Raw genomic sequence first — 23,346 nt, 5'->3', positions numbered from 1 at the left:
GCATGCGGCAACAGACCTGAAGGGGCGCCATTTATGGCGCCCTTTTTAACTCAGGCGTTCGTACTGCTCAATCACCGCCAGCGCTAAGCCGTTAGCGGGATCGATACGCATTGGCAGGAAATGCAGCGCGGTGTGGGCGAAGGTAAAGGCCAGCGTTCCGGACTGCGCCGCCTGCTGCACCGCCTGCACAAATGCCGGCTGCGCATTCCACGGCCCATCAATAATAATGCTGGCCGGATTGACCAGCTGCATCACCTGGCTCAGCGCGGTGCCCAAATAGGTGCCCGCCTGCGTCATCACTTCCTGCAAGATTTCCGGCTCACTTTCACCGTTCTGCCAGCGCAGGCCAGGTTTGCGCTTAGCCAGCTGCTGCTGAATCGCCGGCTTGCTGACCAGCGTTTCCAGACAACCGAGACGTCCACAGCTGCAGCGCTCGCCGTTGGGCTGCACTGTAAGATGGCCGATTTCGCCCGCCGTCCAGCTGCTGCCGGTGAACACTTCACCCTGCTCCACCAGCGCACCGCCCAGCCCTTCTGAGATACGCAAATAGAAATGGCTTTGCGACTTGTCCAGTTCGAGCTGCTGTACCGAGAGCAGCGCTGCCGCTTTCACGTTGTTCATAATGCGCAGCGGCAGCGGAATTTCGCGGCGCAGCAGGGTGATGATATCAACATCCTGCCAACCGAGATGGGCGGAGAAATGCACCCAGCCGCGCAGCGGATCGATGATACCGGGGAAGCCAATCGCGACGCCCAGTAATTCAGGATGCGCGGCGTGCAGGGTTTGACACACTTCCACCAGCTCATGCAGCAGATGTTCGGGATCGCGGGTTTCCGTACGCCAGGTTTGTTCGGCAATCACCTGCGAGAAATAGTCGCAGACGCGCCAGTGAATCGCCTGGCGCTCCACCATAATGCCCGCGCTTTTCAACTTTTCTGCGCGCAGCGAAATTTCGATTTTGGGTCGACCGGCGGTGGCGACGCTCACCGGGCCAAGCTCATTGATTAGCCCCTGCTCGAGCAAATCATCGACAATCAACGAAACGGTGTTTTTGCTCAGTTCGAGCGCTAATGCCAGATCCTGGCGGGAGGTGATGCGGGTGGTACGCAGTTGCGTCATCACCCGCTTCAGGTTATTCAGGCGAAGTAATGCTGGACCTTTACCGGCTGCTTTCATAGCACCCCTCAATACTCGTCACCGCGCACACGGCTGCGATAACTTTCCCAGTCAAAGCGCACCCATAAACTGTTGCCGAGGCGCATACGGTCCATCACACGTTCACCCAGCAGTGAATTCATCCCGGCGGGATCGAGGTTCGATAACATGCCGGTTGGACGTTTCGACGATGAGCGGCGATCGACAATCTGATTAATGATCACTTTTTCATAGCGCGATTCACTCTGCATGCCGATCTCATCGATCACCAGCAGATCGACATGGCTAAGATCGTGCAGCAGACGCTCTTCGGTTAAATCGCTACCGCCGCTGAACGTGCCTTTCATGCTCGACATCAAATCCGCAACGGTAACAATCAGCACGCTTTTGCCGCGGATAATCAGATCGTTACCAATCGCCGCCGCCAGGTGGTTTTTTCCGGTGCCGGGACGACCGGAAAAAACAAAGCTGGAGATGCTATTTTCAAATCCGGCGGCATATTCGCGCGCCATGGCCAGCGCTTTGCGCTGCCCATCATTTTCCACGCGATAGTTGTCGAACGAGCAGTTCATGTGCAGCTCACGAATGCCAGAGCGCCCCATAATGCGCTGCATTTTCATCGCGCGGTTTTCACGCACAATCGCCTCCGAGCGCAAGCGGCCCTGCTCCTGATTCCAGGCCAGCAGCTCCGCGCCGTTTTTGAATTTCGGCTGCACTTCGGACGGCATCATTTTTTTCAGGCGGCTAAAGAGATCGTTCGGCGTTTTCATTACTCACCTCGGAATCCATCGGGAATATCATAATCAGTATTACTGATTTGCGTGAGATCGCGCTTTGGCTGTCCACCATTGGCGGCGCGATTCATCTGCACGCTGCGTGCTAACTTCTGCTGCCACTGCACGTGATGGAACAAACGGCCTTCCGCCTGCCAGTAAGCGATAAACGTCGCCAGCTCAGCAGCGGTAACAGGTTCACTCAGCGTCACACCCCAGATGGCTGCCTGCCGCTGAAAATCGCTATCCGGTTGCCAGCCTTCATACATCGCGAACTTGCCAACCGGCGTGGCGATGGGCGCGCTATCCGTTTGAAACAGACTTTCATCCAGCGTGACATCATTAGGCTGCTGCGCGGCGGATTCCAGCGCCAGCAGCTGCGCCAGACGTTGTGGCGTCAGCGCATAAAACGCCGGTGCATTGTTATGCAGCACCGCCAGCGTGCCATTATCGGCCTGCTGCAGCACCGCGAGCGGGTCATGGCAAAAGCCATCCAGCCCCACCAACGTTGAAGATAAGATTTTGACTGACATGAAGAAACCTGACGTTAACCAGCATGATGCGTCGGGCGGCATATTCAGCCCGACGTTATGCGGTAAGTGTACCTGTTTTAGGGCAAGGGATCGCCAAAAAGGTCGCAGGTATTAGCGTGATGCAGACAGCGGTTCAGCGTGTTTCACATGGCGTGAAACCTGCGGTGCCTGAACCGAGACAGGCTGTGGTCGGGTTTGCCACAAATAGCGTGCAGAGGCGATCAGGCACAGGCTGTAGCCGAACATCTCGCTGCCTTCTTCCGCCATGTTTTTCACCACGCGGTTATAACCGTCCATCATCAGATGTTCCCACAGCTGATGCATGCCAAATAAGCGCGAAAACACCAGCACAGCCAGTAATCCTGCGGCCATCATCTGCCAGCTGCGATGCTGAACCAGCGATACCAGACCGGGCAGAATCTGACGCGGCTGGCGCAATGCCATGGCCAGACTGGCAGCCGTTGTCGCCAGCGCAAACCACAGCCACGATCCGTGTCTAATGAAATCGAACAGGAAGTCCATCTCGCGAATCAGCATACAGCTATAAAAACCGCCGACCAGGATCAGCACGCTGCGCTGCTGCGGCCGTTGCCAGGCGCAGAGGAAATAGCAGGATGCGATCAGCAGCAGCATTACCTCCTGCGTGATTTCGGTGAAAGAGGTTTCGTGCAGTGCATCGTTCATCCAGTTGACGTCGATATAGACCATCGCCATACAGAAAACCAGCACCAATCCACTGATGATAAATGCCGTAATTTCACGGCTAATAAGAATAATATTGTTGCGCATATTGTGACCAAAGTAATGATTAGCGCGCTTAGTATATTGACCTCACTTTTTAACACTTCTCTTTTTATGCCGATTAGAAGCTGGCGCTGACGCCAAGGCTATAAATAAACTGCTCGCCGTTACTGACCGCACCGGTTTGCGCGAACGACGCGAAGGCGGCCATATTTTGCCCCAGCGGCAGATTGGCACCGACGCTGACATCCACCCAATTGTTGTCACGACCGTTGATATCCTCTGCACGCTCGCGGCTGGGTGATGGGAATTCTTCATTCACCAGATGGCTATAACTCACCTGCGCCCACGGCGATATCCAGCCCAGGCTGGAATCCACGCGCCAGCCTAATGACGCAATATGCTCGGCATTATTGCTATCAACCCGTTCACATTTAGGACAGCTCAACGTTGAATCATCCACCGCGAACTGTGCCACTGGCCCGGTGCTCACCGCTGCACTCATCGGCATCGACCAACCGGCCGAGTAGCGATTTACAAACGGCGCGGCCCCGACGCTGGCGCTTTCGCTGTGCATCACTATGGCATAGTCGTTGGGAGAATTAAGGGCCGCATCAAACAAATTGGCATCCGCGTTTTCTGTCAACATCAGATGATTACTGGAAATCTTTTCGGCAAGTATCGCATTGTAATCTGGCGCACTATTCTGGCCTGACTGATCAAAGGCATAGGCATTCCCGGCCAGAAAAAATAGCCACAAACCGCCAAAAGCCAGCGCAATTTTGTGCTGGCCTGTCCGCTGACTTTTCTGCAACATGAAAGACTCCTGACGAGCCGGGAAGAGATTAGGCGTTATCTTTTTATGAGATCTTTATCGACACTATTTGTTTAACTATTAATCGATTTTGTAAAACGTCAAGGGAACTACCACTTTTTCATCTGCTAAGGGAGTGAAGCAATGCAACGTTGTGGCTGGGTAACTCAGGATCCGCTCTACCTCGCGTACCACGATAAAGAGTGGGGCGTACCGCAAACCGATAAGCGAGTCTTATTCGAAATGGTCTGCCTCGAAGGCCAGCAGGCTGGGCTTTCATGGATTACGGTGCTTAAAAAGCGCGAAAATTACCGCCGCGCTTTCCATGAATTTGATGCCAATGCTGTGGCCCTGATGGATGAAGACGATATGGCGCGCCTGATGCAGGATGCCGGCCTGATCCGCCATCGTGGCAAGCTGGAAGCTATCATCAACAATGCGCGCGCATTATTAGCACTGGAAGCGAGCGGAGAGGACTTTTCCCGCTTTATCTGGTCATTTGTCGACAACACGCCGATTTTGCATCATTACGCCGATTATAAACTGGCGCCCACCACCTCCGAGCCTGCGATTGCGCTGTCGAAGGCGCTGAAGAAGCGTGGTTTTAAATTCGTCGGTCCCACAACCTGCCACTCATTTCTACAGGCTTGCGGCTTGATTAACGATCATCAAACCAGTTGTTTCTGCCATCCCAATAATCTTTAACGCAAAAGTTTACAAATTAAGACTGACCCTCACGCATTTCCCCATAATTGAACGGCATAATAGTGCCGTTTTGGGGCTTTTCCCCGTGCGAATCTTTGAGGGACTTTGTATGAATAAGCGTATTTTGGCGCTGACCTTGTTATTAAGCGGCAGCGTCGCGCTGTCGGGCTGTACCACTAACCCTTACACCGGTGAATCTCAGGCTGGAAAATCGGGCATCGGCGCCGGTTTGGGTGCGATGCTGGGCGCAGGGGTTGGCGTGCTGTCGTCATCGAAGAAAGATCGCGGCAAAGGCGCGCTGATTGGCGCGGCATCCGGCGCAGCGCTGGGCGGCGGTGCAGGTTATTACATGGACGTGCAGGAAGCGAAGCTGCGCGACAAAATGCGCGGTACCGGCGTTAGCGTCACGCGTCAGGGCGATAACATCGTGCTCAACATGCCGAATAACGTCACCTTCGACTCTAACAGCAGCAATCTGAAACCGGCGGGAGCCAATACGCTGACCGGCGTGGCGATGGTACTGAAAGAGTATCCAAAAACCGCGGTGAACGTGGTCGGCTATACCGACAGCACTGGCACCCGTGCGTTAAATATGCGTCTGTCACAGCAGCGTGCTGACAGCGTTGCCAGCGGCCTGATTCTGCAAGGCGTGGCGCAGAACCGTCTGCGTACCCAGGGCTTAGGCCCGGACAATCCGGTTGCCAGCAACAGCACCGAAGACGGTAAAGCGCAAAACCGTCGCGTTGAGATCACCCTCAGCCCACTGGGCTAAAAGTAAAGAGCCGTTCTGCCACAACAGATCGGCTTTTATCGCACTTTTACGCTACTTTTAGCGCCATCTTTGTCAGAAAAAGCTAAAAAATTCGCAACAGATAGAGCCGCCTTTTCCTTTATGCTAGCGTGATCAAAAATTGATCAACGGAACGCTATCATGTCACTGAAAGCCATCGCCGCTACCCTTGGCCTCTCTGTTACCACCGTGAGCCGGGCGCTAAATGGCTATGACGATGTCGCCGCCGCCACCCGCAAACGCATTGAAGAGGAAGCGCATTCGCGCGGTTATCGCCCCAACGATGCCGCTCGTCGCCTGAAAACCGGACGCGCCAATGCGGTCGGTTTGGTGTTTCCCATCAGCCATGCTTCGCTCAATGACAGCTACTACAGCCAAATGCTGCTGACGCTGGATCAACGCCTCGCTCAGCACGATATTGATTTGCTGCTGCTGCCCGCTAAATCGCCCGATCAACACCGTAAGCTGATGCGTATGATGCGCAGCGGCGCGATGGATGCACTGATTTTGACCCATACCCTGCCGCAGGATGCGCGCCTGCAACGCTTGCAGCAGAAGGGCTTTCGCTTTTTGACGCTGGGACGCAGCGAACTGCCACAGCCTTATGCGTGGATTGATTACGATAATCATGCCGGTACCTTTCTGGCGGCAGAACACTGCCTGCAACAAGGCTTGCCGCGCCTCGCCTATCTCGGCAGTAATGAGTTCTCAACCTTCACCCTCGATCGCCGCCAGGGGTTTATTGATGCGCTGATCCAGCATCAGGCGCCGGTCGATCAGTCATTGATGGCAGCTTTGCCCGCCACGCGCCGCTCTGGCTATCAGCAAACCAATGCCTGGCTGGCACAAGGTGATGCGCCGCAGGCGATCATTACCGATTGCAGTACGCTGGGTGAAGGTGCCGCAATTGCCCTGCAGCAAGCCGCCCGTTTGAAGGGCGCGCAGGCTATTCCGCTGTATGTCTATGATGGCCTACCGCCAGACTCCATTATCGATCAGCCAGTTAATGCCATTCTGCAGCTCTCACAGCAGCGCATCGGTGAGCGCATTGCGGAAATGGTGTTACAACTGCTGGATGATAAGCCACTTAACCAACTTCAGACGCTGTGGCAGCCGGTGCTGCGCCTCACTTCTGACGCACAATGATTGCGCCAGGCCCGAGCTGTGTTAGTCTTCGCCTGTTTCTTTTCAGCAGGTGTAAGCAATGAAAACCAGGCCGCCACGAGCCACAATTAGTGACGTTGCCCGTACGGCAAAAACCGGTAAAACCAGCGTTTCCCGCTATCTGAATGGCGAAGTGAATCTGCTCTCGCCCGATCTCAAAGCCCGAATCGAACAAGCCATCGCCGAACTCAATTATCGTCCCAGCCAGATGGCGCGCGGTCTGAAACGTGGCCGCACGCGTTTGATTGGCCTGATTATTGCCGATATCACCAATCCCTACTCGGTTGACGTGCTGAGCGGCATTGAAGCGGCCTGCCGTGCGCAGGGCTTTACGCTGCTGATGTGTAACACCAACAATGAAGTCGATCTCGAACAGCACTATCTGCAATTGCTGAGCAGCTATCAGGTTGAAGGCATTGTGGTGAACGCCGTTGGCATGCATGAAGAGGTGCTGAATCGGCTGCAACAGTCGATGCTGCCGATGGTGTTGATCGACCGTAAAATCCCCGATTTTGCCTGCGATGTAGTTGGCCTCAACAACCTTGAAGCCTCAAACATTGCCACCCAGCATCTGCTGGATAATGGCTATCAGGCGCTGCTGTTTGTCAGCGAGCCACTGGGCAGCGTCAACACGCGGCGCGAACGTCTGCGCGCCTTCTACGCCACGGTGCAAAACGCCCCGCAGGTCGTGGCCGAGAATGCCGAAGTGGCGCTGCATCAACCCGCAGCGCTGGAACAGTTGCTGCACGATTTCCATCAACGCCACCCGGGCAAACGCGCTGCGGTGATTGCCGCCAACGGCGCGCTAACGTTGCAGGTGGCGCGCGCCTTACAGCGCCTTGACCTGCGCTGGGGCGAATCCATCGGCCTGCTCGGTTTCGATGAGCTGGAGTGGGCCGCGCTGGCGGGCGTCGGCATCACCACCCTGAAGCAGCCCACCTGGCAGATTGGCTATGCCGCGCTGGAGCAGGTCATCGCGCGCATTGAAGGCAGCGAACAAATCATCAGCGAGCAGCTGTTCTCCGGCGAATTGATCGTGCGCGGCTCCAGCCAGCCGCTGCGCTAACCCCCTTTCTTTGGCTCACTTCGTGAGCCTGATCATAATTCCGCGGTCTGCACCTTTCCTTTGGAACCGGTTCCATTTAGCTTTTTTATTACGAATGGGATGTGGTCTTGCCCGGAGAAAAGTGATGAAACCAGAAATTATTGTTGTAACTGCCGCATACGGCGCGCAGAAAGTGGCGGAGCTGGGTGGCCAGGCCGCACTGCTGCCGCTGATTAAACAGGCGGGTGCGGATGGCGTGGAAATTCGCCGCGAGCTGTTCAGTGAAAATGAGCTCTGCCTGCTGCATGCGCTGGGCAATGCGATTTCCCAGCATCAGCTGAGCGCCAGCTATTCCGTGCCGGAAGCGCTGTGGCTGGATGATGGCGCACTGAATCCGCGTCTGGCGCAGTTCCTGCAGGAAGCTGAACATATCGGAGCCAAACGGCTGAAGCTGGCGCTGGGGCATTTTGTTGAACTGGATGCCAGTCCGCTGGTCGAGGTGTTGAACACGTCAAACGTCACGCTGGTGGTGGAAAACGATCAAACGCCGGATAGCAAACTGGCACCGATGCTGCGCTTCTTCCATCAAGCCTGCGATGCCGCGCTGCCGCTGGATATGACCTTCGATATGGGTAACTGGCAGTGGACCGGCGAAGACGCTTTACAGGCCGCCGCTCAGCTCAGCCGCTACGTCAGCTATATTCACGTTAAAACCGCAGTGCCGCACGGCAACACTTTCCGCGCTATCGCGCTGGATCAGGCCGACGAGAGCTGGCGTTCGCTGCTCAAGGCGCTGCCCGTCGATGCGCCACGCGGTATCGAATTCCCACTGGAAGGCGCCGATTTGCTGGCGGTCACTCGCCATTACGTTGACCTGCTGCGTGCAGCGTAAGGAGCCGAAAATGATGCAAAAAACGCTGGATGTGGTGACGATTGGTGAAGCGATGGCGATGTTTATCGCCCAGCAAACCGGCGATCTCGCCGCGGCTGAAGGTTTCGTCAAGCGCATTGCCGGTGCCGAGCTCAACGTGGCGATTGGCCTGGCGCGTCTCGGCTTGAATGTAGGTTGGGTCAGCCGCGTCGGTGACGACAGCTTTGGCCGCTTCACGCTACAACAGCTGGAAAAAGAGGGTGTCGATCACCGCTGTGTGACCACCGATGCCCAATATCGCACCGGCTTCCAGCTCAAATCACGCGTTGATGACGGCTCCGATCCAGAAGTGGAGTATTTCCGTAAAGGCTCAGCCGCCAGCCACTTGTCGCCGGCCGACTTTAACGACGATTACTTTGGCAGCGCGCGCCACCTGCATCTGAGCGGCGTGGCTGCAGCGATCTCTGACAGCTCGCTGCAGCTGGCACAGCACGCGGCGAAAGAGATGCGCGCGCGTGGCAAAAGCATCTCCTTTGATCCCAATCTGCGCCCAGTGCTGTGGCGCAGCGAAGAGGAGATGCGTAAACAGCTGAATCATTTAGCGGAATATGCCGACTGGGTGCTGCCTGGTGAGAAAGAGGGTTTGATTCTCACCGGCTATCGTCAGCCAGAAGCGATTGCCGATTTCTACCTCGATAAGGGGGTGAAAGCGGTGGTGATTAAAACCGGCGGCGATGGCGCCTGGTACAAAACCGCCGACGGTGAGCAGGGCCAGGTGGCGCCGATTCATGTGGCAAACGTGGTCGATACCGTGGGTGCGGGCGATGGCTTTGCCGTTGGTCTTATCAGCGCCCTGCTGGAAGGAAAAACGCTGCCGCAGGCGATTCTGCGCGGCAACAAAATCGGTTCGCTGGCGATTCAGGTTGCCGGCGACAGCGAAGGACTGCCTACGCGCGCGGCGCTGGGCGATTACTAATAACTGCACAATCCCGTAGCGGCGCGATTCATCGCGCGCTTTGCGCGACGGCTTCGCGGCCAGAAGCGCAATAAATTGCGCCGCTACGGGTCCGTACGAAACCAAACAGTCTGTACCTACAACAACGATATTGCGAGGCGCATCCACAGAATGCGCCCACCTCAACCAGAGGAGTCACCCATGAAATCGCAGACAATCGCGCCAAAACGCTGGTGGTTTATCATGCCCATCGTGTTTATCACCTACAGTCTGGCGTATCTGGACCGGGCGAACTTCAGTTTCGCCTCTGCCGCAGGGATTAACGAAGATCTGGGTATCACCAAAGGCATGTCATCGCTGCTGGGCGCCCTGTTCTTCCTCGGCTACTTCTTCTTCCAGATCCCCGGCGCGCTGTATGCCGAGCGTCGTAGCGTTAAGAAGTTAATTTTCTGGTGCCTGATTTTATGGGGCGGCTGCGCCTCGCTGACCGGCGTGGTGAGTAACATCCCAATGCTGGCGGCGATCCGCTTTGTACTTGGCGTGGTGGAAGCGGCGGTGATGCCAGCGATGCTGATTTATATCAGTAACTGGTTTACCAAATCGGAGCGTTCGCGCGCCAATACTTTCTTAATCCTCGGTAATCCGGTCACGGTGCTGTGGATGTCGGTGGTTTCCGGCTATCTGATTGAATCCTTTGGCTGGCGCGAGATGTTTATCATTGAAGGCATCCCAGCAGTCATCTGGGCGGTGGCCTGGTGGTTCCTGGTGCAGGACAAACCTGCGCAGGCCAAATGGATGAGCGAAAGCGAGAAAGCGGCGCTGCAAGCGCAGCTGCAAAAAGAGCAGGAAGGCATCAAAGCGGTACGTAACTACGGTGAAGCGTTCCGTAATCGCAACGTCATCCTGCTGTGCCTGCAATATTTTGCCTGGAGCATCGGCGTGTACGGCTTTGTGCTGTGGCTGCCGTCCATTCTACGCAACGGTTCGCAGATGGGCATGGTGGAAGCGGGCTGGCTGTCAGCGGTGCCGTATCTGGTGGCGACCATCGCGATGATCGTGGTGTCGTGGGCGTCCGATAAGACCCAGAACCGCAAACTGTTTGTCTGGCCGCTGCTGCTGATTGGCGCGCTGGCATTCCTCGGTTCGTATCTGGTCGGTTCCAGCAATTTCTGGCTGTCGTATACGCTGCTGGTGATTGCCGGTGGTGCGATGTATGCGCCGTACGGCCCGTTCTTCGCCATCATTCCTGAGATGTTGCCACGCAACGTCGCCGGGGGTGCGATGGCACTGATTAACAGCATGGGCGCACTCGGATCCTTCATCGGATCGTGGATTGTAGGCTATCTTAATGGCGCGACCGGTTCGCCTGCCGCCTCCTACATTTTCATGGGTGCTGCGCTGCTGGCCTCGGTTTGGCTGACGTTGATTGTCAAACCGGCGCAGAACAAAACGCCGCCGCCCGTGCACGGGGCGAAGCACGCCTGAAAGCGTAAAAGATGAATTTTCGGGGCGACTGCGGTCGCCCACAACTCGTTCTACAGGGAGCAAAAGATGAAACCTGCTGTGATTCTGTATAAGAGCCTGCCAGATGACCTGCGCACCAAGCTGGATGCCCATTTTACCGTCACTGAAGTCAATGATATTTCTGCGGAAACTATCCAGCAGCACAAGGCCCAATTCGAACAGGCGCAAGGTTTGCTTGGCTCAGGCGGCAAAGTGAATGGCGATTTGCTGGCAAAAATGCCCGCGCTGCGCGCCTGCTCCACCGTTTCGGTGGGTTACGATAACTTCGATGTCGAGGCACTGAATCAACGTAAGGTGTTGCTGATGCATACGCCAACCGTGCTGACCGAAACCGTTGCCGACACCATGATGGCGCTGGTGCTGAGTACCGCGCGGCGCGTAACCGAGCTGGATAAGTGGGTAAAAGCCGGCGAGTGGCAAGCGAGTATCGGCCCGGATCATTTCGGCATTGATGTGCACCACAAAACTCTCGGTATTCTCGGCATGGGCCGCATCGGTCTGGCGCTGGCGCAACGTGCGCATTTCGGCTTCGGCATGAACATTCTCTACAATGCACGTCGTCAGCATGAAGAGGCGGAAACCCGCTTCGGCGCGCGCGCCTGCGATCTCGAAACCCTGCTGAAAGAGAGTGATTTTGTCTGCATCAGTCTGCCGCTGACCGAACAGACGCACCATATGATTGGCGCAGCGCAGCTCAAGCTGATGAAGCCAAGCGCGATTCTGATTAACGCGGGCCGCGGTCCGGTTGTTGATGAGCAGGCGCTGACGGCCGCACTGAAAGACGGCACCATCCACGCCGCAGGGCTTGATGTATTCGAAGTTGAGCCGGTTCCCGCCGATGCCGAGATTTTGACGCTGCCAAACGTGGTGGCTCTGCCGCATATCGGTTCTGCCACGCATGAAACCCGTTATGGCATGGCGCGCGACGCGGTGGATAACCTGATCGCGGCGCTGAGCGGCAACGTCGAGAAAAACTGCGTCAACCCGCAAATCCAGGGTTAAGCTTGCTGTTTTAGCCATTGCGCCTGCCAGCGGCGGGCGCTATGGTGGTTCCCCATTCGATTTCACAACGTTTTAACTTCCTATGTCCTTTTCTCAGTTCGGCGACAAATTTACTCAAAATTCCGGCATCTCACGTCTGATGGAAGACATGGGTGAAGGCCTGCGCACGCCTGGCACCATCATGCTGGGTGGCGGCAATCCGGCGCAAATCCCGGCAATGAACGACTATTTCCACCAACTGCTGCTGCAGATGCATCAGGATGGAAAACTCAGCGAAGCGCTGTGCAATTACGACGGTCCACGCGGCAAGGCGCTGCTGCTGGATGCACTGGCAAAGATGCTGCGTGAGGAACTTGGCTGGCCATTGACCGCACAAAACATCGCGCTGACCAACGGCAGCCAGAGCGCGTTTTTCTATCTGTTCAACCTGTTTGCTGGACGTCGCGCCGATGGCAGCAAAAAGCGCGTGCTGTTCCCGCTGGCGCCAGAATATCTTGGCTACGCGGATGCCGGACTGGAAGAAGATCTGTTTGTCTCCGCGAAGCCCAACATTGAGCTGCTGCCTGAAGGCCAGTTCAAATATCACGTCGATTTCGATCATCTGCCGCTGAATGATGATATCGGCCTGATCTGCGTGTCGCGCCCCACCAACCCGACTGGTAACGTGATCACCGATGACGAACTGCTGCAGCTCGATGCGCTGGCACAGCAGCACGGCGTACCTCTGCTGATCGATAACGCTTACGGTGTCCCATTCCCGGGCATTATCTTTAGCGAAGCGCGGCCGCTGTGGAAACCGAATACCATTCTGTGTATGAGCCTGTCGAAACTCGGTTTGCCTGGCGCACGTTGTGGCATTATCGTCGCCGATGAGAGCACAATTACGGCTATTGGCAACATGAATGGCATAATCAGTCTTGCGCCAGGCAGCATTGGCCCAGCGATGGCTAATGAGATGATCGGGCGCGGCGATTTATTGCGTCTGTCAGAAGAGGTGATCAAGCCGTTCTATCAGGCCAAAGTGAGCGAGACGATTGCGATTCTTCGCCGCTATTTACCGGAAGATCGCTGCCTGATTCACAAACCCGAAGGGGCGATTTTCCTCTGGCTGTGGTTCCGCGATCTGCCGATCAGCACCGAAACGCTTTATCAGCGCCTGAAAGCGCGCGGCGTGTTAATGGTGCCGGGCCACTTCTTCTTCCCCGGCCTGGAACATGAATGGCCGCACACCCATCAATGCATGCGCATGAACTACGTGCCGGATGCCGAAAAAATTGAGCGCGCGGTGCAGATATTGGCGGAAGAGCTGGAAAGCGCGTTTACGAATTAACCAGGGTGCCATGAATGGCACCCCTACGGTTGTTTAGTAGGGGCGCCATTTATGGCGACTGCTGCATCACGTCGCTGGCAACGACAGCTGGCACCACTGCGCCAGCTGCTGAATCGCCTGCTCCACTTCAGCATTCCAGCCAAAACCGGCATTCAGTCGGAAACAGTGATCGTAACGGTGATCGGTGGCGAAGATGTGTCCCGGCGCGATACCGATGCCGGCGTTGCGCGCTTTGAGAAACAGCGCGCGTACATTCAACGCGCCCAATGGCATTTCCACCCATAACACATATCCCCCTTCGGGATCGGACACGCGCGTGCCCGGCGGGAAGTAGCGCAGCACCGCCTGGCGCATATGCTGGATTTGATTCTTCAGCTCGCGCCGCAGCTTGCGCAAATGGGCGTCGTAGCCGCCGCTGCGCAGCAGTTCGGCTATTGCCGCCTGCGATAGCACGGACGTCCCCATGCTGGTGGTGTATTTCAGCGAGGCGATTTTGCGCATGTAGTTGCTGCTGTGCACCCAGCCGATACGTATGCCGGGCGCGACCGTTTTTGAAAAGCCGCTGCACAAAATGGCATTGGGGCTAAAGGCGCGCATCGGGAACGGGCGGCGCTCGCCAAACGCGGTATCGCCGAAGATATCATCCTCGATGATCACCACATCATTCTCATCGGCCTGTCGCGCGATATAGGCTTTCTGTTCGTTGGGAATGCTTTTGCCAAGCGGGTTGTTGATGTTGTTGATGGTCAGATAGGCCTGCACTGCTTTGCGCTGAAACAGCGCCGTCAGCTTCTCCACGTTGACGTAGCCCGCCGGGCCCGCCTCCACTTCAATCACCCGCAGATTGAGGTTATGCAGCATCTGCAGCAGCACAAAATAGCAGGGTGATTCCACCGCCACGATGTCGCCGGGCCGCGTGGTCGCACGCAGCGCCAGCGAAATCGCCTCGATGCAGCCGTTAGTGATCAGGATGTCATCGGCATTGATATTGCAGCCATAATCCACCGCCCGGCGGGCAATTTCCGTTTTCAGCGGCATATAGCCGGTGCCTTTAACGGTGTTGCCCAGCAGCGCCGGTTTGCTATAGCCCATCTGGCGCATCAGCAAGCCGATCTTCTTCACCGGATAAAGCGAAATATCACCGTTGGCCAGATCGAGCCTGACGCGGCAATCCGAACCAAGCATCGCCAGATGCAGCTCAGTTTGCTCGTCGAGCGGCGCGACTTCGCGCGCTTGCTCAGCGATCGCCACGGGAAAAACGTTATCCGCCTTACGCGGCGCGACAAAAAAGCCGGACTTGGGACGCGCCACCGCGTAGTGCTCATCCTCAAGCGTGCGTAATGTTTTGAGCGCGGTGGTCATGCTGACACTGTACTGCGTCGCCAGCGTGCGCACCGAAGGTAGACGACTGTCGGGCGGCAGCGAACCGCTGTGAATGGCTTGTTTTATCTGCTCTGCGATTTGACGGTAACGACTGCCCTGTTCCGTTTCACCCGCCATCTGTTCCACCCTATTTCGTGCTGATCTGTGCGTTTTCACCAGATTACATTCAAAGTACTTTAGGCTGCATCAGTTAATTGTTAGCTCAGCGCAGGCGTTGCCGTTGCGCTTCCCAGTGAAAAATTCATTCCGTAGCACCTTCGTGGCCCATTTCCCGACTGTTACCGTCAGCACGGCAATAGCGATTTTATTAGCCAAAGGATGAAGTGAAAAATGAATAATCTGTCCACCATGATGAGAGACATTGAAGGATATCTCACTCCCACGATTATCGATTCAGCTCAGCACTGCGCACGCCGTTTACTTGCCGCCCTCCCCGATGCCGCACAGCCGGAAAATAACCGCGTGCTGCTGGCCTACGGCGGCGGCAAAGACAGCAGCTACATGGTGGCATATGTCCGCTACATTCAGGGACTGATCTGGCAACAGCACGGCAGCACCTTTCAACTGCGCATCAGCACTAACCGCCATGCGGCGATGAACGACAGCGTGATGGAGAATATCGATCGCGTGTATCGCGCGTTGCATATCTTTGCAGATGATTTCACCGAATGTCTGGTGACCGATGGCCTGCAAATCCGCCACTTCGATCGCCATCTACCCATGCCGGACAGCGTGCGCCAGCAGAATCGCAACGATGTGCTGATGAATGGCCACCGCTTCCGCGCCGATGCCCGCTCCACCTTTTGTAATGCCTGTAACCTCAGCATGGTGAACTCGTTTGGCCTGGCGGCGCATTACGACGGCGGCGTTGATGTGATCATCACCGGCGATTCGCCGCAGGAACAAACCGCTTATCTCGCCTGGGCGCGGCATCTTTCGCGTCTGTTTGACGCGCCGGTGGCGGATAAATCGCGCGGCTTTAGCGGCTTTTTGCAGACGCTGGATGGCGTGGCCGAGCGCTACTTCGCCGATATTTACGGCGCCGATCAGGTGACGCCCGCGCACCGCATTACCTGGCAACTGGCACGCGATCCACTGTTCTTCAACATCTATCAGGACACCGCCTATGAAGCCGGTGCGCACTGGGCGCTGCTGACTGAATTTATGCATTTCCGCTTTGATGAGCTGATGTTCAGCTTTTCCGAATCGGACTGCGGTAACCCAACGTTAATGGCACATATTCGCGGTCTGCGTGCGGAGACGCTGCTGCAGCGTAACTACGCCGAAGGCATTCGCGAATATGTGCGCTTTGCGCTTGGGCTGATGGTGAAAAAGGATTTCCCGCCGCAGCTGATCGATGAGATGGCGGCACGTTATCAGGACGATGAGGCGATTAAGCGCGCCCGCCAACGCGCGGCGCAGTTCGCCGAGCAGGCATTTGGTCTGAATGAAACCCAGCTGATTTGCATGATCTATTCGCCGTTTATCGCCGAAGGACAGCAGCTGAAAAACTGGCTGCAGCAGTTGGTCGATGCGCCGGATGAAGCTGCGGTGCGCGCGCTGTTGCGCGGTGAAAGCGACGATCGGTTACTGGCACAGCAGCTTGAGCAACTTTCTGGTTTGACCGTCGCGCAGATGCGCCACTGCTGGCGCAGCGCACAGGTGAGTTCACTGCTGGACGATCGGCGCGGCGATGCGCTCTCACGCGTGCTGCGTTTTGATCCGCACAAAGCAGTGATTCAGGTGAACAACGGCGTGATGCACGACGTCGTCACTGAAGTGATCTCCGGGCGTTAACCCGGTAAGGCAACGCGATGAGAAAGATTTTCCTGCAGATCGGCGCCACCCGCGACGGACAAAATCCGTACTGTGCGGTGGCCAAACGGGACGGCTATTTTACCGTGCTGGCGGAAATGGGCGATTTCGTCGATTACCAATCGCTAAGCATTGCGTTGCCGTTCGATCTGATTGTGCGGCTCGATCGCCCGGAAAATCCGTGGGATGTGCTGCAAGCCTGTTTGCATGCCGGGCTGATGGAACATCCTCATGTGGTGCTGGCGGGTTTTGAAGCTTACAACGCCAGCGCCGGTCGCGTGCGCGAGCTGCTGGCGGGGCCCGATGCCGGGGCGAGCTTTATTCCACCGGATAAGTACGCACAGCGCATGGCGTTGCGCAAAGCCTGGCAACGCTTTCCACAGCCGGAGTTTCGTTTCTTCGCTTCGCCGCTCAGCATCCGCGACGCGCGTGATGCCTTGCTTTATCCCTGCGTGATCAAGCCGGTTGACGGCGGCGGCGGTCTGGGTATCTGGCTGGTCAAAGAAGCCCGCCAGCTGGATGCGGTGATTGGCAAGCTGGTCGATACCATGAACTACGGCGGGCGCGGCTTCAGCGGCTTTATCGTCGAGAGTTGGCTGGCCGGCGATGAGTATTCGCTGCAAGGCGTGGTGGCGGACAGCCATGCGCTGGCGCTGACCTGCTGCCAAAAGGTGATCGAACATCACACCGATGCCGACGGCTGCGTCAGTTTTTACGAGTCCGGCCACGTGGCGGTCGCGGCGCAGCAGCTGCCTGCCAGCTTCTCCAGCCTGATGAGTTTCTGCTGCGAAACCTTTGGCTATCGTCAGGGCGCATTTCACATCGACTTTATTGTAGTGAATGGCGAACCGCACTTTCTCGAAATGGGCTTCCGTCTTTCGGGCATGGGCGTGGTGAATCTGGTGCAGGAAGTGACCGGCATCAACTGGGCTGAAGTGGCGTTTCACATCGAAGCCGGTCACGGCATGCCGCCGCTGCATTTCCCGCCGCAGCCGCTCGCGGTGGGCCGGGTACGCCTGCGCCAGCGCCTGCAGTATGACGCGGCAGAACGCTGGATCGCGCAGCATCAGCGCGGTCAGCTGTTGCCGCCGCTCAATCTGCCGACGCTGGCCGTTTCACCGCGCTCTTCTCTCTATGCAGATTTAACCCGTCACGCCGGAATTCTGGCGACCTTACGCCTTGCGGCCGCGAACCGCGATGAGATTCTGGCGGTGTTCCATCAGATTCTTGAGGTCTCATCGCTCACCACCAGGAGGGATTTACTATGTGCAGAATGATTGTGGCGCACGGCCAATTTGACGCCGCCGCAGTGCTGGATGCAGCCCGCGCCATGAGCTGTGGAGAAACCGCCACCCATGAAGGGCCGATCAAACAGCATCCTAACGGCTGGGGTTGTTTGTGGCTGGAGCAAGGACACATTCGCACGCTGCACGGCACCGGCACCTTCGCCGATGCGCTGCCGACCATCGATGTTGACCGCCTGCGTGGCCGCTTTCTGGCGGTACATGTGCGCCACGCTACGCTGAGCAAAAATCACGGTATCGAATTTTCCCACCCGCTGTGGCGCACCAGCGGCGCAACCCAGTGGTACATGATGCATAACGGGTTTTTGCCCACCGTCTACCAGCAGCTGGGCATGGCGGAGTCGCACTTTGATTCTGCCGAATACCTCGAATACATGGTAGATCGCGCCACGCCCGCGGATTTTACCCGCGATTATCTGCGCAACAAGATGGCGCAGGTGGCGCCGGGCGGCAGCTCTGCCAACGCGATTTTTGTCACCCGCGATAAAGCCTGGGCATGGCAATGGTATCCCGACGATACGCCCTATCCCACCTATTTCACGCTGCACCGTTTCCAGAATGACAACACGACGTTTATCTCTTCTGAACCCATTTCAACACTAGGCACGACGTCTGAATGGCGTCGCATGAGCAACCATGAACTTCATGAATTTCCTTTAGGGGAGTGATCAACATGGCTATTTTCAATCAGATACGCATTATCAATCCTGACATGTTTGTGGAAAGCACCTGGCTGGATGACATCGTGACGGCGCGCGTGCCGCTGCTGGTTTTACGCAACTTTCTGACGCCACAGGTGCGGGAAGCCGTGGTCGGCGATTTGCAGCAGTGCCGCGAACAGGTCCGCGTATCGCACTATCCAAACGGTGCGTTGACCACGCTCGGCCCCTATCTGGCAAAGCATACTGCCGCCCCCGAAAACTACTTCACCGAACTGCGCGATATTCAGTCGGCGCTGCCGCCGTCGCTGCACTGCCTGCGCGATCAAATCTATAACTGGGTGAAGCACGCGCTGCGCCTGGAGAGTCTGCAAACCGCCAGCGAACCCGATCTGGGCGATTACGCCGGTTCGATTGTGCGCTTCCACGCCAACGGGGTCGCCAATCCCCTGCATAACGACAACATCGTGCGCGATGCCGCCGGCAGCGGATTGGCGGTGACTAACATCTTGCATCAGCTGAGCTGCGTGGTGTGTTTGCAGGAGTGCAATGCAGGTGGCGAGCTGCGCATCTTCAATAAGCAGTGGCAGCCGGTAGATGAACGTTTCAAAACGCCGGGCGAACTGGGTTATCAAAGCGGCGTCATCGCGCACAGCGAGGTGTGTGAGTTCTCACCGCGCAGTGGCGATATCTATCTGTTTAACCCCGCTTTTTATCACGAAATCGATCGCGTGGAAGGCGACACGCGCATCACCATGGGCTTCTTCTTTGGCCTGACCGACAAAAAAATGAAACACGCCATCGCCTGGAGCTAACGCCAGGTTTTTAGACGAGGAGACGAGCATGAATACCTACGAAAAAATTATTGCGCTGCTGGATCAGCATCAGGCGCGCTATCGCGTGGTGGAACATGAAGCTATCGGCCAAACCGACCTGATCAGCGAAATTCGCGGCAACGATCTCAATCAGGCGGCCAAGGCGATGGTGCTGGAAGTGACGATGCCGGATGGTGCCGATGCGCGTTACCTGCTGGCGATTGTACCAGGCGACTGCAAGATCAACTTCAAAAGCGCCGCGCGCGCTATTGGCGGCAAGAAGTCGAGCTTTGCACCGCCCGAGAAAGCGCAGGAGTTAACGCAGTGCGTGATGGGGGCGGTGCCGCCGTTTAGTTTTGATGATCGGCTGGCGCTGCGTGTCGATACACGGCTGCGCGATGTCGGCACGCTGTGGTTCAACGCCGGCGCCTTAGATCGCTCCGTTGCGTTGCAGGTGGATGATTTTTTTCAGGTTGTCGGTGATGAATGTTGTGCCGAGATCGCGACACCGGTGACGGCAACCGCCTGATCGCGGCAGTAAGGAATCTGTATGTCAGTCAAAGATATGTTGTTAGCCCTGCTGGTTGTGGTGGCGTGGGGCGTAAATTTCGTGGTGATCAAGCTGGGTTTGCAGGACATGCCGCCTTTCTTGCTGGCGGGGCTGCGTTTTAGCCTGGTGGCGTTTCCGGCGATCTTGTTTGTGAAACGTCCAGCAATTCCGCTGCGCTGGCTGGTGGTCTACGGCATGACCATCAGCTTCGGGCAGTTCGCCTTTCTGTTCCTTGCCATCAAACTCGGCATGCCGGCGGGACTGGCGTCGCTGGTGCTGCAGGCGCAGGCATTTTTCACCCTGCTGCTTGGCGCGCTGTTCCTGGCGGAGAAGCTGCGCTGGAATCACATCGTCGGCATTTTAGTGGCGACGCTCGGCATGTTTATGCTGGCGACCGCCGGCATGGAAGGGCAAACCACGGCGGGCATAACGCTGACCACCATGATGCTGACGCTGGCTGCGGCGCTGTCATGGGGGCTTGGCAACATCACCAATAAAATCATTTTGCGTAACCGCAAGGTGCCGGTGATGTCGCTGGTGGTGTGGAGTGCGCTGGTGCCGGTAGTGCCGTTCTTTGCCTGCTCATGGCTATTTGATGGCGAAGCATCGATTGTTACCAGCCTGCTGAACATCTCGCTGCAAACGGTGCTGGCGCTGATCTATCTCGCCTTTATCGCCACCATTGTGGGCTACGCGATCTGGGGCAATTTGCTCAGTCGCTACGAAACCTGGCGCGTGGCACCGCTGTCGCTGCTGGTACCGGTGGTGGGCATTCTCAGCGCAGCGTTGATTCTCGGCGAGACCTTGTCGATCCAGCAGATGATCGGTGTGGCGGTGATCATTCTGGGTCTGCTGGTGAATGTGTTTGGTGGCATGGTCAGTCAGCGCTTATTGGTGCGTACCTGACGTTTATCGCACACATAAAAAAACGCCGCGTTATGCGGCGTTTTTCGTCAACTCAGCAACCTGATTACAGGATTTCGATACGGCGCGGTTTCGCCTCTTCCGGGACGATGCGTACCAGATCGATGCTCAGCAGACCATTTTCCAGACGCGCATCGCGCACGGTGATGTGATCGGCCAGCTGGAATTTACGCTCAAAGTTGCGCTCGGCAATGCCCTGATACAGGTACTTGCGCTCCGGCTGCTCTTCCGGGTGCGCACCACGTACCACCAGCACGTTATCGTGTGAGGTGATATCTAATTCGCTCTGGGCAAAGCCCGCGACGGCAATCGTGATGCGGTAGAAGTTCTCATCCACCAGCTCAACGTTATACGGAGGATAGCCCCCATTAGCCTGGTTCTGATTGGTCTCAAGCAGGTTAATCAAGCGATCAAAACCGATGGCAGAACGATAAAGTGGAGAGAGATCAAAATTACGCATAATAAGACTCCTGATAATCAGCAAGTTTAGGCAACCTTCCACCATGGACAGGTTGTTCAACCCGCTGCTGTCCCTTCCGGCAACAGCAGCGTGACCGTTCCTTAAAAGTGGGTGCAGCCTGGTCGCTTTCAAGGGCCAATGCGTATTTTTTACAGCAATTCTGACGATATGGCATACACTCAGGGAACCATTCTCCTGAGATCCAAGACAAGGTCATAGAGCTTTGCGAAACGTCAGGTGACACACTCCAGCCAGGGCCATGCCATGACTGAAGGGATGATGATAATGAAGATGATGAAACGCTTTCCACTCACAGCTGTGCTGATTTGCAGCGCCTTTGCTTCTTCGGGCTGCTCCAGCGTGATGTCTCATACGGGCGCCAGTCAGGGCTACTATCCCGGTACGCGCGCCAGTGCAGAGATGCTAACGGATGACAAAACCAGTTGGGCAATTAAGCCGCTGGCCCTGATCGATTTACCCTTTTCAGCGGTGATGGATACCGTGCTGCTGCCGTGGGACTATTTCCGTTCCGATGACGACAAGAGCAAGGATTCCATCCACGAGCGTGTGATGCAGAGCGAAAGATTGGCCGGCACCCAAGCCAGCCTGGCGACCGCAGCCTCTACTCCGGTAACATCGCACTGACGCAAAACAGCTGGCGCCAACCGTCAACCTCCCGCATATAAGCGATCTGCTCACCATCCGGCGACCACACCACCGCATCACCGGATGGCGCGCGATCGCTGCGTGGCGTCAAGCGCGTACAGTGTCCCGTCGTCACCTCACAACGCATCACACTGTTATCGCAGATAAAAGCGATGGCGCTGCCATCCGGCTGCCAGCTAAAAGCAGACTGGATGCTGCTTGCCAGCTGAGTTATCTGACGCGGCTGACCGCCATTGGGTGAAACCGTCCACAACTGAACGATGCCGTGCTCATCCGCCAGCAAAAAGGCGATGGCGCTGCCATCCGCTGAGGCACGCAGCCAATGGCGCGGCTGCAGCGCCAGCCCTTTGGTGTGCGTGACGCGCCGCTGCTGCACGCCGGCTGGTGGCGCAGGCAGTTTATCGGGCGTGCCCTGCAATGGTGATGCACCCGCCTTCGCGTAATCTGCGAGCGCTGCTGGCAGATCCACGACAAACACCTCAGGTACTTTTTCGCCGTTCGCATCGCGCGTATCGCCAATAAAGGCCATAGCCCAGCGCTGCCAGCTGCCGTCGGCTCTCTGGTAGCCTTGATTACCTATCCAGCACTCTTCATAGGCGCGGTCAATCTGGTCACTGCCCGGCTGCGGATCGCGCTGCGTCTGGCTGACCAGCACGCAATAGTGGCTGCCCTCATATTCACGCGGATGCTGTTTGGGCGGACACACCGGATGCAGCGGCACCGCCACGCCGACATTGCGCAGGTCATCACGCGCATCCTTTTCATGCATTACGTGATCGTTATAGGTAAAACTCAGGCGCGAACCATCCGGACTGAAGACGTGCACATGCGATCCCCCGCGCAGCGCGCCGGGCGTATAAGGCGCGGTGATATCACAGGCGTCGAGATTTTCGGCAATGCCCTGCTGCACAATCACGCCTCGACGATGATGAAAATCGTAGCGCCAATGCGCGTCCGGATGTTCCGGCCCGTGAATGCAGACGTAACGCGACGGCAGATCCGGGCTAACGGTGACCACGCCAACGTGTGCGCCATCACGCGCCTGATACAGCACTTCAACAGCGCCGCTTGTCACGTTAACGCGCTCAATGGTCAGGCTGGTAAAGGAGGCGCCAGACGGCCGCACATCAAACGCCAGCCATTGGCTATCGCCGGTCCAGACGTTGATATTGGTCAGCTGATGATGGCGCTGGGCAAAGGTGAGTTGTTTTTCTGACATGAGGCAACCTTACATCTGACAGTTGCCGGATAAATTACGTGATTTGCTAGTGGGATGCGAATAAACCCGGTCGTCATTATCGTGCGGTTATTAGCCAGGTCGCCATAAATGGCGACCCTACAGCAAGGTTTTGTAGGGTGCGCATTCAT

General features: G+C 56.7%; 24 protein-coding genes. 16 read left to right on the top strand and 8 right to left on the bottom strand.

Going from position 1 to position 23,346, the window contains the following annotated elements; all coding sequences use genetic code 11:
• Window positions 1-45: 45 nt before the first annotated feature.
• The 5 genes from WFL93_RS16110 to WFL93_RS16090 form a co-directional block, all read right to left on the bottom strand.
• On the bottom strand, window positions 46-1,176 hold the full coding sequence (locus WFL93_RS16110) for an ROK family protein (protein WP_336778558.1): 1,131 nt from the start codon (window positions 1,174-1,176) through the stop codon (window positions 46-48).
• Window positions 1,177-1,184: 8 nt separating this feature from the next.
• Window positions 1,185-1,925, bottom strand: coding sequence for a DNA replication protein DnaC (dnaC, locus tag WFL93_RS16105; RefSeq protein WP_007893471.1), 741 nt, complete (start codon window positions 1,923-1,925; stop codon window positions 1,185-1,187).
• Window positions 1,925-2,461 (bottom strand): primosomal protein DnaT, encoded by a 537-nt coding sequence (dnaT, locus tag WFL93_RS16100; protein ID WP_336778557.1) that lies wholly within the window; start codon window positions 2,459-2,461, stop codon window positions 1,925-1,927. The genes dnaC and dnaT overlap by 1 nt, the downstream gene beginning before the upstream one ends.
• A 111-nt stretch (window positions 2,462-2,572) precedes the next feature.
• A complete protein-coding gene (locus tag WFL93_RS16095) occupies window positions 2,573-3,250 on the bottom strand; it encodes a hypothetical protein (RefSeq protein WP_049852377.1) in 678 nt (225 codons plus the stop codon).
• A 73-nt stretch (window positions 3,251-3,323) separates the two neighbouring features.
• Entirely contained in the window at window positions 3,324-4,019 is a 696-nt protein-coding gene (locus WFL93_RS16090) for an autotransporter (protein WP_336778556.1), read from the bottom strand.
• A 141-nt stretch (window positions 4,020-4,160) separates the two neighbouring features.
• Between WFL93_RS16090 and WFL93_RS16085 the strand changes: the two genes are divergently transcribed.
• The 9 genes from WFL93_RS16085 (at window position 4,161) to WFL93_RS16045 (ending at window position 13,402) form a co-directional block, all read left to right on the top strand.
• The gene (locus WFL93_RS16085; protein ID WP_007893480.1) at window positions 4,161-4,721 is read left to right on the top strand and encodes a DNA-3-methyladenine glycosylase I; all 561 of its coding nucleotides are present in this window, start codon (window positions 4,161-4,163) and stop codon (window positions 4,719-4,721) included.
• A gap of 109 nt (window positions 4,722-4,830) precedes the next feature.
• Window positions 4,831-5,493 carry an OmpA family lipoprotein gene (locus WFL93_RS16080; protein ID WP_007893482.1) on the top strand — a complete coding sequence of 221 codons (663 nt, stop codon included), beginning with the start codon at window positions 4,831-4,833 and terminating at the stop codon, window positions 5,491-5,493.
• 159 nt (window positions 5,494-5,652) lie between these two features.
• Window positions 5,653-6,657 (top strand): LacI family DNA-binding transcriptional regulator, encoded by a 1,005-nt coding sequence (locus tag WFL93_RS16075; protein ID WP_007893483.1) that lies wholly within the window; start codon window positions 5,653-5,655, stop codon window positions 6,655-6,657.
• Between the two features lie 58 nt (window positions 6,658-6,715).
• On the top strand, window positions 6,716-7,741 hold the full coding sequence (locus tag WFL93_RS16070; protein WP_336778555.1) for a LacI family DNA-binding transcriptional regulator: 1,026 nt from the start codon (window positions 6,716-6,718) through the stop codon (window positions 7,739-7,741).
• Window positions 7,742-7,865: 124 nt separating this feature from the next.
• On the top strand, window positions 7,866-8,612 hold the full coding sequence (locus tag WFL93_RS16065) for a sugar phosphate isomerase/epimerase family protein (RefSeq protein WP_336778554.1): 747 nt from the start codon (window positions 7,866-7,868) through the stop codon (window positions 8,610-8,612).
• Window positions 8,613-8,622: 10 nt separating this feature from the next.
• Window positions 8,623-9,567 (top strand): sugar kinase, encoded by a 945-nt coding sequence (locus WFL93_RS16060; protein WP_336778553.1) that lies wholly within the window; start codon window positions 8,623-8,625, stop codon window positions 9,565-9,567.
• Between the two features lie 180 nt (window positions 9,568-9,747).
• Window positions 9,748-11,031: an MFS transporter gene (locus tag WFL93_RS16055; protein ID WP_049852384.1), complete on the top strand. Its 1,284-nt coding sequence runs from the start codon at window positions 9,748-9,750 to the stop codon at window positions 11,029-11,031.
• A gap of 66 nt (window positions 11,032-11,097) precedes the next feature.
• Window positions 11,098-12,072: a glyoxylate/hydroxypyruvate reductase GhrB gene (ghrB, locus tag WFL93_RS16050; RefSeq protein ID WP_336778552.1), complete on the top strand. Its 975-nt coding sequence runs from the start codon at window positions 11,098-11,100 to the stop codon at window positions 12,070-12,072.
• A gap of 82 nt (window positions 12,073-12,154) precedes the next feature.
• The gene (locus WFL93_RS16045) at window positions 12,155-13,402 is read left to right on the top strand and encodes a valine--pyruvate transaminase (protein WP_336778551.1); all 1,248 of its coding nucleotides are present in this window, start codon (window positions 12,155-12,157) and stop codon (window positions 13,400-13,402) included.
• 66 nt (window positions 13,403-13,468) lie between these two features.
• Here WFL93_RS16045 and WFL93_RS16040 read toward each other — a convergent pair whose 3' ends face one another.
• Window positions 13,469-14,902: an aminotransferase-like domain-containing protein gene (locus WFL93_RS16040; RefSeq protein ID WP_336778550.1), complete on the bottom strand. Its 1,434-nt coding sequence runs from the start codon at window positions 14,900-14,902 to the stop codon at window positions 13,469-13,471.
• Between the two features lie 213 nt (window positions 14,903-15,115).
• Between WFL93_RS16040 and WFL93_RS16035 the strand changes: the two genes are divergently transcribed.
• Genes WFL93_RS16035 through WFL93_RS16010 form a run of 6 tightly spaced genes read left to right on the top strand, consistent with a single transcriptional unit; the run spans window position 15,116 to window position 20,834 of the window.
• The gene (locus WFL93_RS16035; protein ID WP_336778549.1) at window positions 15,116-16,582 is read left to right on the top strand and encodes a hypothetical protein; all 1,467 of its coding nucleotides are present in this window, start codon (window positions 15,116-15,118) and stop codon (window positions 16,580-16,582) included.
• Between the two features lie 17 nt (window positions 16,583-16,599).
• The gene (locus WFL93_RS16030; RefSeq protein WP_336778548.1) at window positions 16,600-17,877 is read left to right on the top strand and encodes an ATP-grasp domain-containing protein; all 1,278 of its coding nucleotides are present in this window, start codon (window positions 16,600-16,602) and stop codon (window positions 17,875-17,877) included.
• A complete protein-coding gene (locus WFL93_RS16025) occupies window positions 17,865-18,572 on the top strand; it encodes a class II glutamine amidotransferase (RefSeq protein ID WP_336778547.1) in 708 nt (235 codons plus the stop codon). The genes WFL93_RS16030 and WFL93_RS16025 overlap by 13 nt, the downstream gene beginning before the upstream one ends.
• Before the next feature lie 5 nt (window positions 18,573-18,577).
• Window positions 18,578-19,378, top strand: coding sequence for a 2OG-Fe(II)-dependent halogenase WelO5 family protein (locus WFL93_RS16020; RefSeq protein ID WP_180822751.1), 801 nt, complete (start codon window positions 18,578-18,580; stop codon window positions 19,376-19,378).
• A gap of 28 nt (window positions 19,379-19,406) precedes the next feature.
• On the top strand, window positions 19,407-19,907 hold the full coding sequence (locus WFL93_RS16015; RefSeq protein ID WP_336778546.1) for a YbaK/EbsC family protein: 501 nt from the start codon (window positions 19,407-19,409) through the stop codon (window positions 19,905-19,907).
• 21 nt (window positions 19,908-19,928) lie between these two features.
• A complete protein-coding gene (locus WFL93_RS16010; RefSeq protein WP_007893510.1) occupies window positions 19,929-20,834 on the top strand; it encodes an O-acetylserine/cysteine exporter in 906 nt (301 codons plus the stop codon).
• Between the two features lie 64 nt (window positions 20,835-20,898).
• On the opposite strand, the gene ibpA is transcribed toward WFL93_RS16010, so the two are convergent.
• Entirely contained in the window at window positions 20,899-21,312 is a 414-nt protein-coding gene (gene ibpA / locus WFL93_RS16005) for a small heat shock chaperone IbpA (RefSeq protein ID WP_049852393.1), read from the bottom strand.
• A 285-nt stretch (window positions 21,313-21,597) separates the two neighbouring features.
• On the opposite strand from ibpA, the gene WFL93_RS16000 reads away from it, so the two are divergent.
• Complete coding sequence (locus WFL93_RS16000; RefSeq protein WP_336778545.1) at window positions 21,598-21,957, top strand: YceK/YidQ family lipoprotein; 360 nt, start codon at window positions 21,598-21,600, stop codon at window positions 21,955-21,957.
• Here WFL93_RS16000 and WFL93_RS15995 read toward each other — a convergent pair.
• Window positions 21,935-23,197: a DUF3748 domain-containing protein gene (locus WFL93_RS15995; protein ID WP_336778544.1), complete on the bottom strand. Its 1,263-nt coding sequence runs from the start codon at window positions 23,195-23,197 to the stop codon at window positions 21,935-21,937. The genes WFL93_RS16000 and WFL93_RS15995 overlap by 23 nt on opposite strands.
• Window positions 23,198-23,346: the final 149 nt, after the last annotated feature.

This window comes from Pantoea sp. USHLN256 (assembly GCF_037149875.1).
Taxonomy (GTDB): Bacteria; Pseudomonadota; Gammaproteobacteria; order Enterobacterales; family Enterobacteriaceae; genus Pantoea; species Pantoea nemavictus.
This window is presented reverse-complemented; position numbering and strand designations above follow the sequence as displayed.

Excerpts from the sequence above, each read along its gene's own strand:
- WFL93_RS16110 (WP_336778558.1), bottom strand. The coding sequence starts at position 1,176 with ATGAAAGCAGCCGGTAAAGGTCCAGCATTACTTCGCCTGAATAACCTG.
- dnaC (WP_007893471.1), bottom strand. The coding sequence starts at position 1,925 with ATGAAAACGCCGAACGATCTCTTTAGCCGCCTGAAAAAAATGATGCCG.
- dnaT (WP_336778557.1), bottom strand. The coding sequence starts at position 2,461 with ATGTCAGTCAAAATCTTATCTTCAACGTTGGTGGGGCTGGATGGCTTT.
- WFL93_RS16095 (WP_049852377.1), bottom strand. The coding sequence starts at position 3,250 with ATGCGCAACAATATTATTCTTATTAGCCGTGAAATTACGGCATTTATC.
- WFL93_RS16090 (WP_336778556.1), bottom strand. The coding sequence starts at position 4,019 with ATGTTGCAGAAAAGTCAGCGGACAGGCCAGCACAAAATTGCGCTGGCT.
- WFL93_RS16085 (WP_007893480.1), top strand. The coding sequence starts at position 4,161 with ATGCAACGTTGTGGCTGGGTAACTCAGGATCCGCTCTACCTCGCGTAC.
- WFL93_RS16080 (WP_007893482.1), top strand. The coding sequence starts at position 4,831 with ATGAATAAGCGTATTTTGGCGCTGACCTTGTTATTAAGCGGCAGCGTC.
- WFL93_RS16075 (WP_007893483.1), top strand. The coding sequence starts at position 5,653 with ATGTCACTGAAAGCCATCGCCGCTACCCTTGGCCTCTCTGTTACCACC.
- WFL93_RS16070 (WP_336778555.1), top strand. The coding sequence starts at position 6,716 with ATGAAAACCAGGCCGCCACGAGCCACAATTAGTGACGTTGCCCGTACG.
- WFL93_RS16065 (WP_336778554.1), top strand. The coding sequence starts at position 7,866 with ATGAAACCAGAAATTATTGTTGTAACTGCCGCATACGGCGCGCAGAAA.
- WFL93_RS16060 (WP_336778553.1), top strand. The coding sequence starts at position 8,623 with ATGATGCAAAAAACGCTGGATGTGGTGACGATTGGTGAAGCGATGGCG.
- WFL93_RS16055 (WP_049852384.1), top strand. The coding sequence starts at position 9,748 with ATGAAATCGCAGACAATCGCGCCAAAACGCTGGTGGTTTATCATGCCC.
- ghrB (WP_336778552.1), top strand. The coding sequence starts at position 11,098 with ATGAAACCTGCTGTGATTCTGTATAAGAGCCTGCCAGATGACCTGCGC.
- WFL93_RS16045 (WP_336778551.1), top strand. The coding sequence starts at position 12,155 with ATGTCCTTTTCTCAGTTCGGCGACAAATTTACTCAAAATTCCGGCATC.
- WFL93_RS16040 (WP_336778550.1), bottom strand. The coding sequence starts at position 14,902 with ATGGCGGGTGAAACGGAACAGGGCAGTCGTTACCGTCAAATCGCAGAG.
- WFL93_RS16035 (WP_336778549.1), top strand. The coding sequence starts at position 15,116 with ATGAATAATCTGTCCACCATGATGAGAGACATTGAAGGATATCTCACT.
- WFL93_RS16030 (WP_336778548.1), top strand. The coding sequence starts at position 16,600 with ATGAGAAAGATTTTCCTGCAGATCGGCGCCACCCGCGACGGACAAAAT.
- WFL93_RS16025 (WP_336778547.1), top strand. The coding sequence starts at position 17,865 with ATGTGCAGAATGATTGTGGCGCACGGCCAATTTGACGCCGCCGCAGTG.
- WFL93_RS16020 (WP_180822751.1), top strand. The coding sequence starts at position 18,578 with ATGGCTATTTTCAATCAGATACGCATTATCAATCCTGACATGTTTGTG.
- WFL93_RS16015 (WP_336778546.1), top strand. The coding sequence starts at position 19,407 with ATGAATACCTACGAAAAAATTATTGCGCTGCTGGATCAGCATCAGGCG.
- WFL93_RS16010 (WP_007893510.1), top strand. The coding sequence starts at position 19,929 with ATGTCAGTCAAAGATATGTTGTTAGCCCTGCTGGTTGTGGTGGCGTGG.
- ibpA (WP_049852393.1), bottom strand. The coding sequence starts at position 21,312 with ATGCGTAATTTTGATCTCTCTCCACTTTATCGTTCTGCCATCGGTTTT.
- WFL93_RS16000 (WP_336778545.1), top strand. The coding sequence starts at position 21,598 with ATGAAGATGATGAAACGCTTTCCACTCACAGCTGTGCTGATTTGCAGC.
- WFL93_RS15995 (WP_336778544.1), bottom strand. The coding sequence starts at position 23,197 with ATGTCAGAAAAACAACTCACCTTTGCCCAGCGCCATCATCAGCTGACC.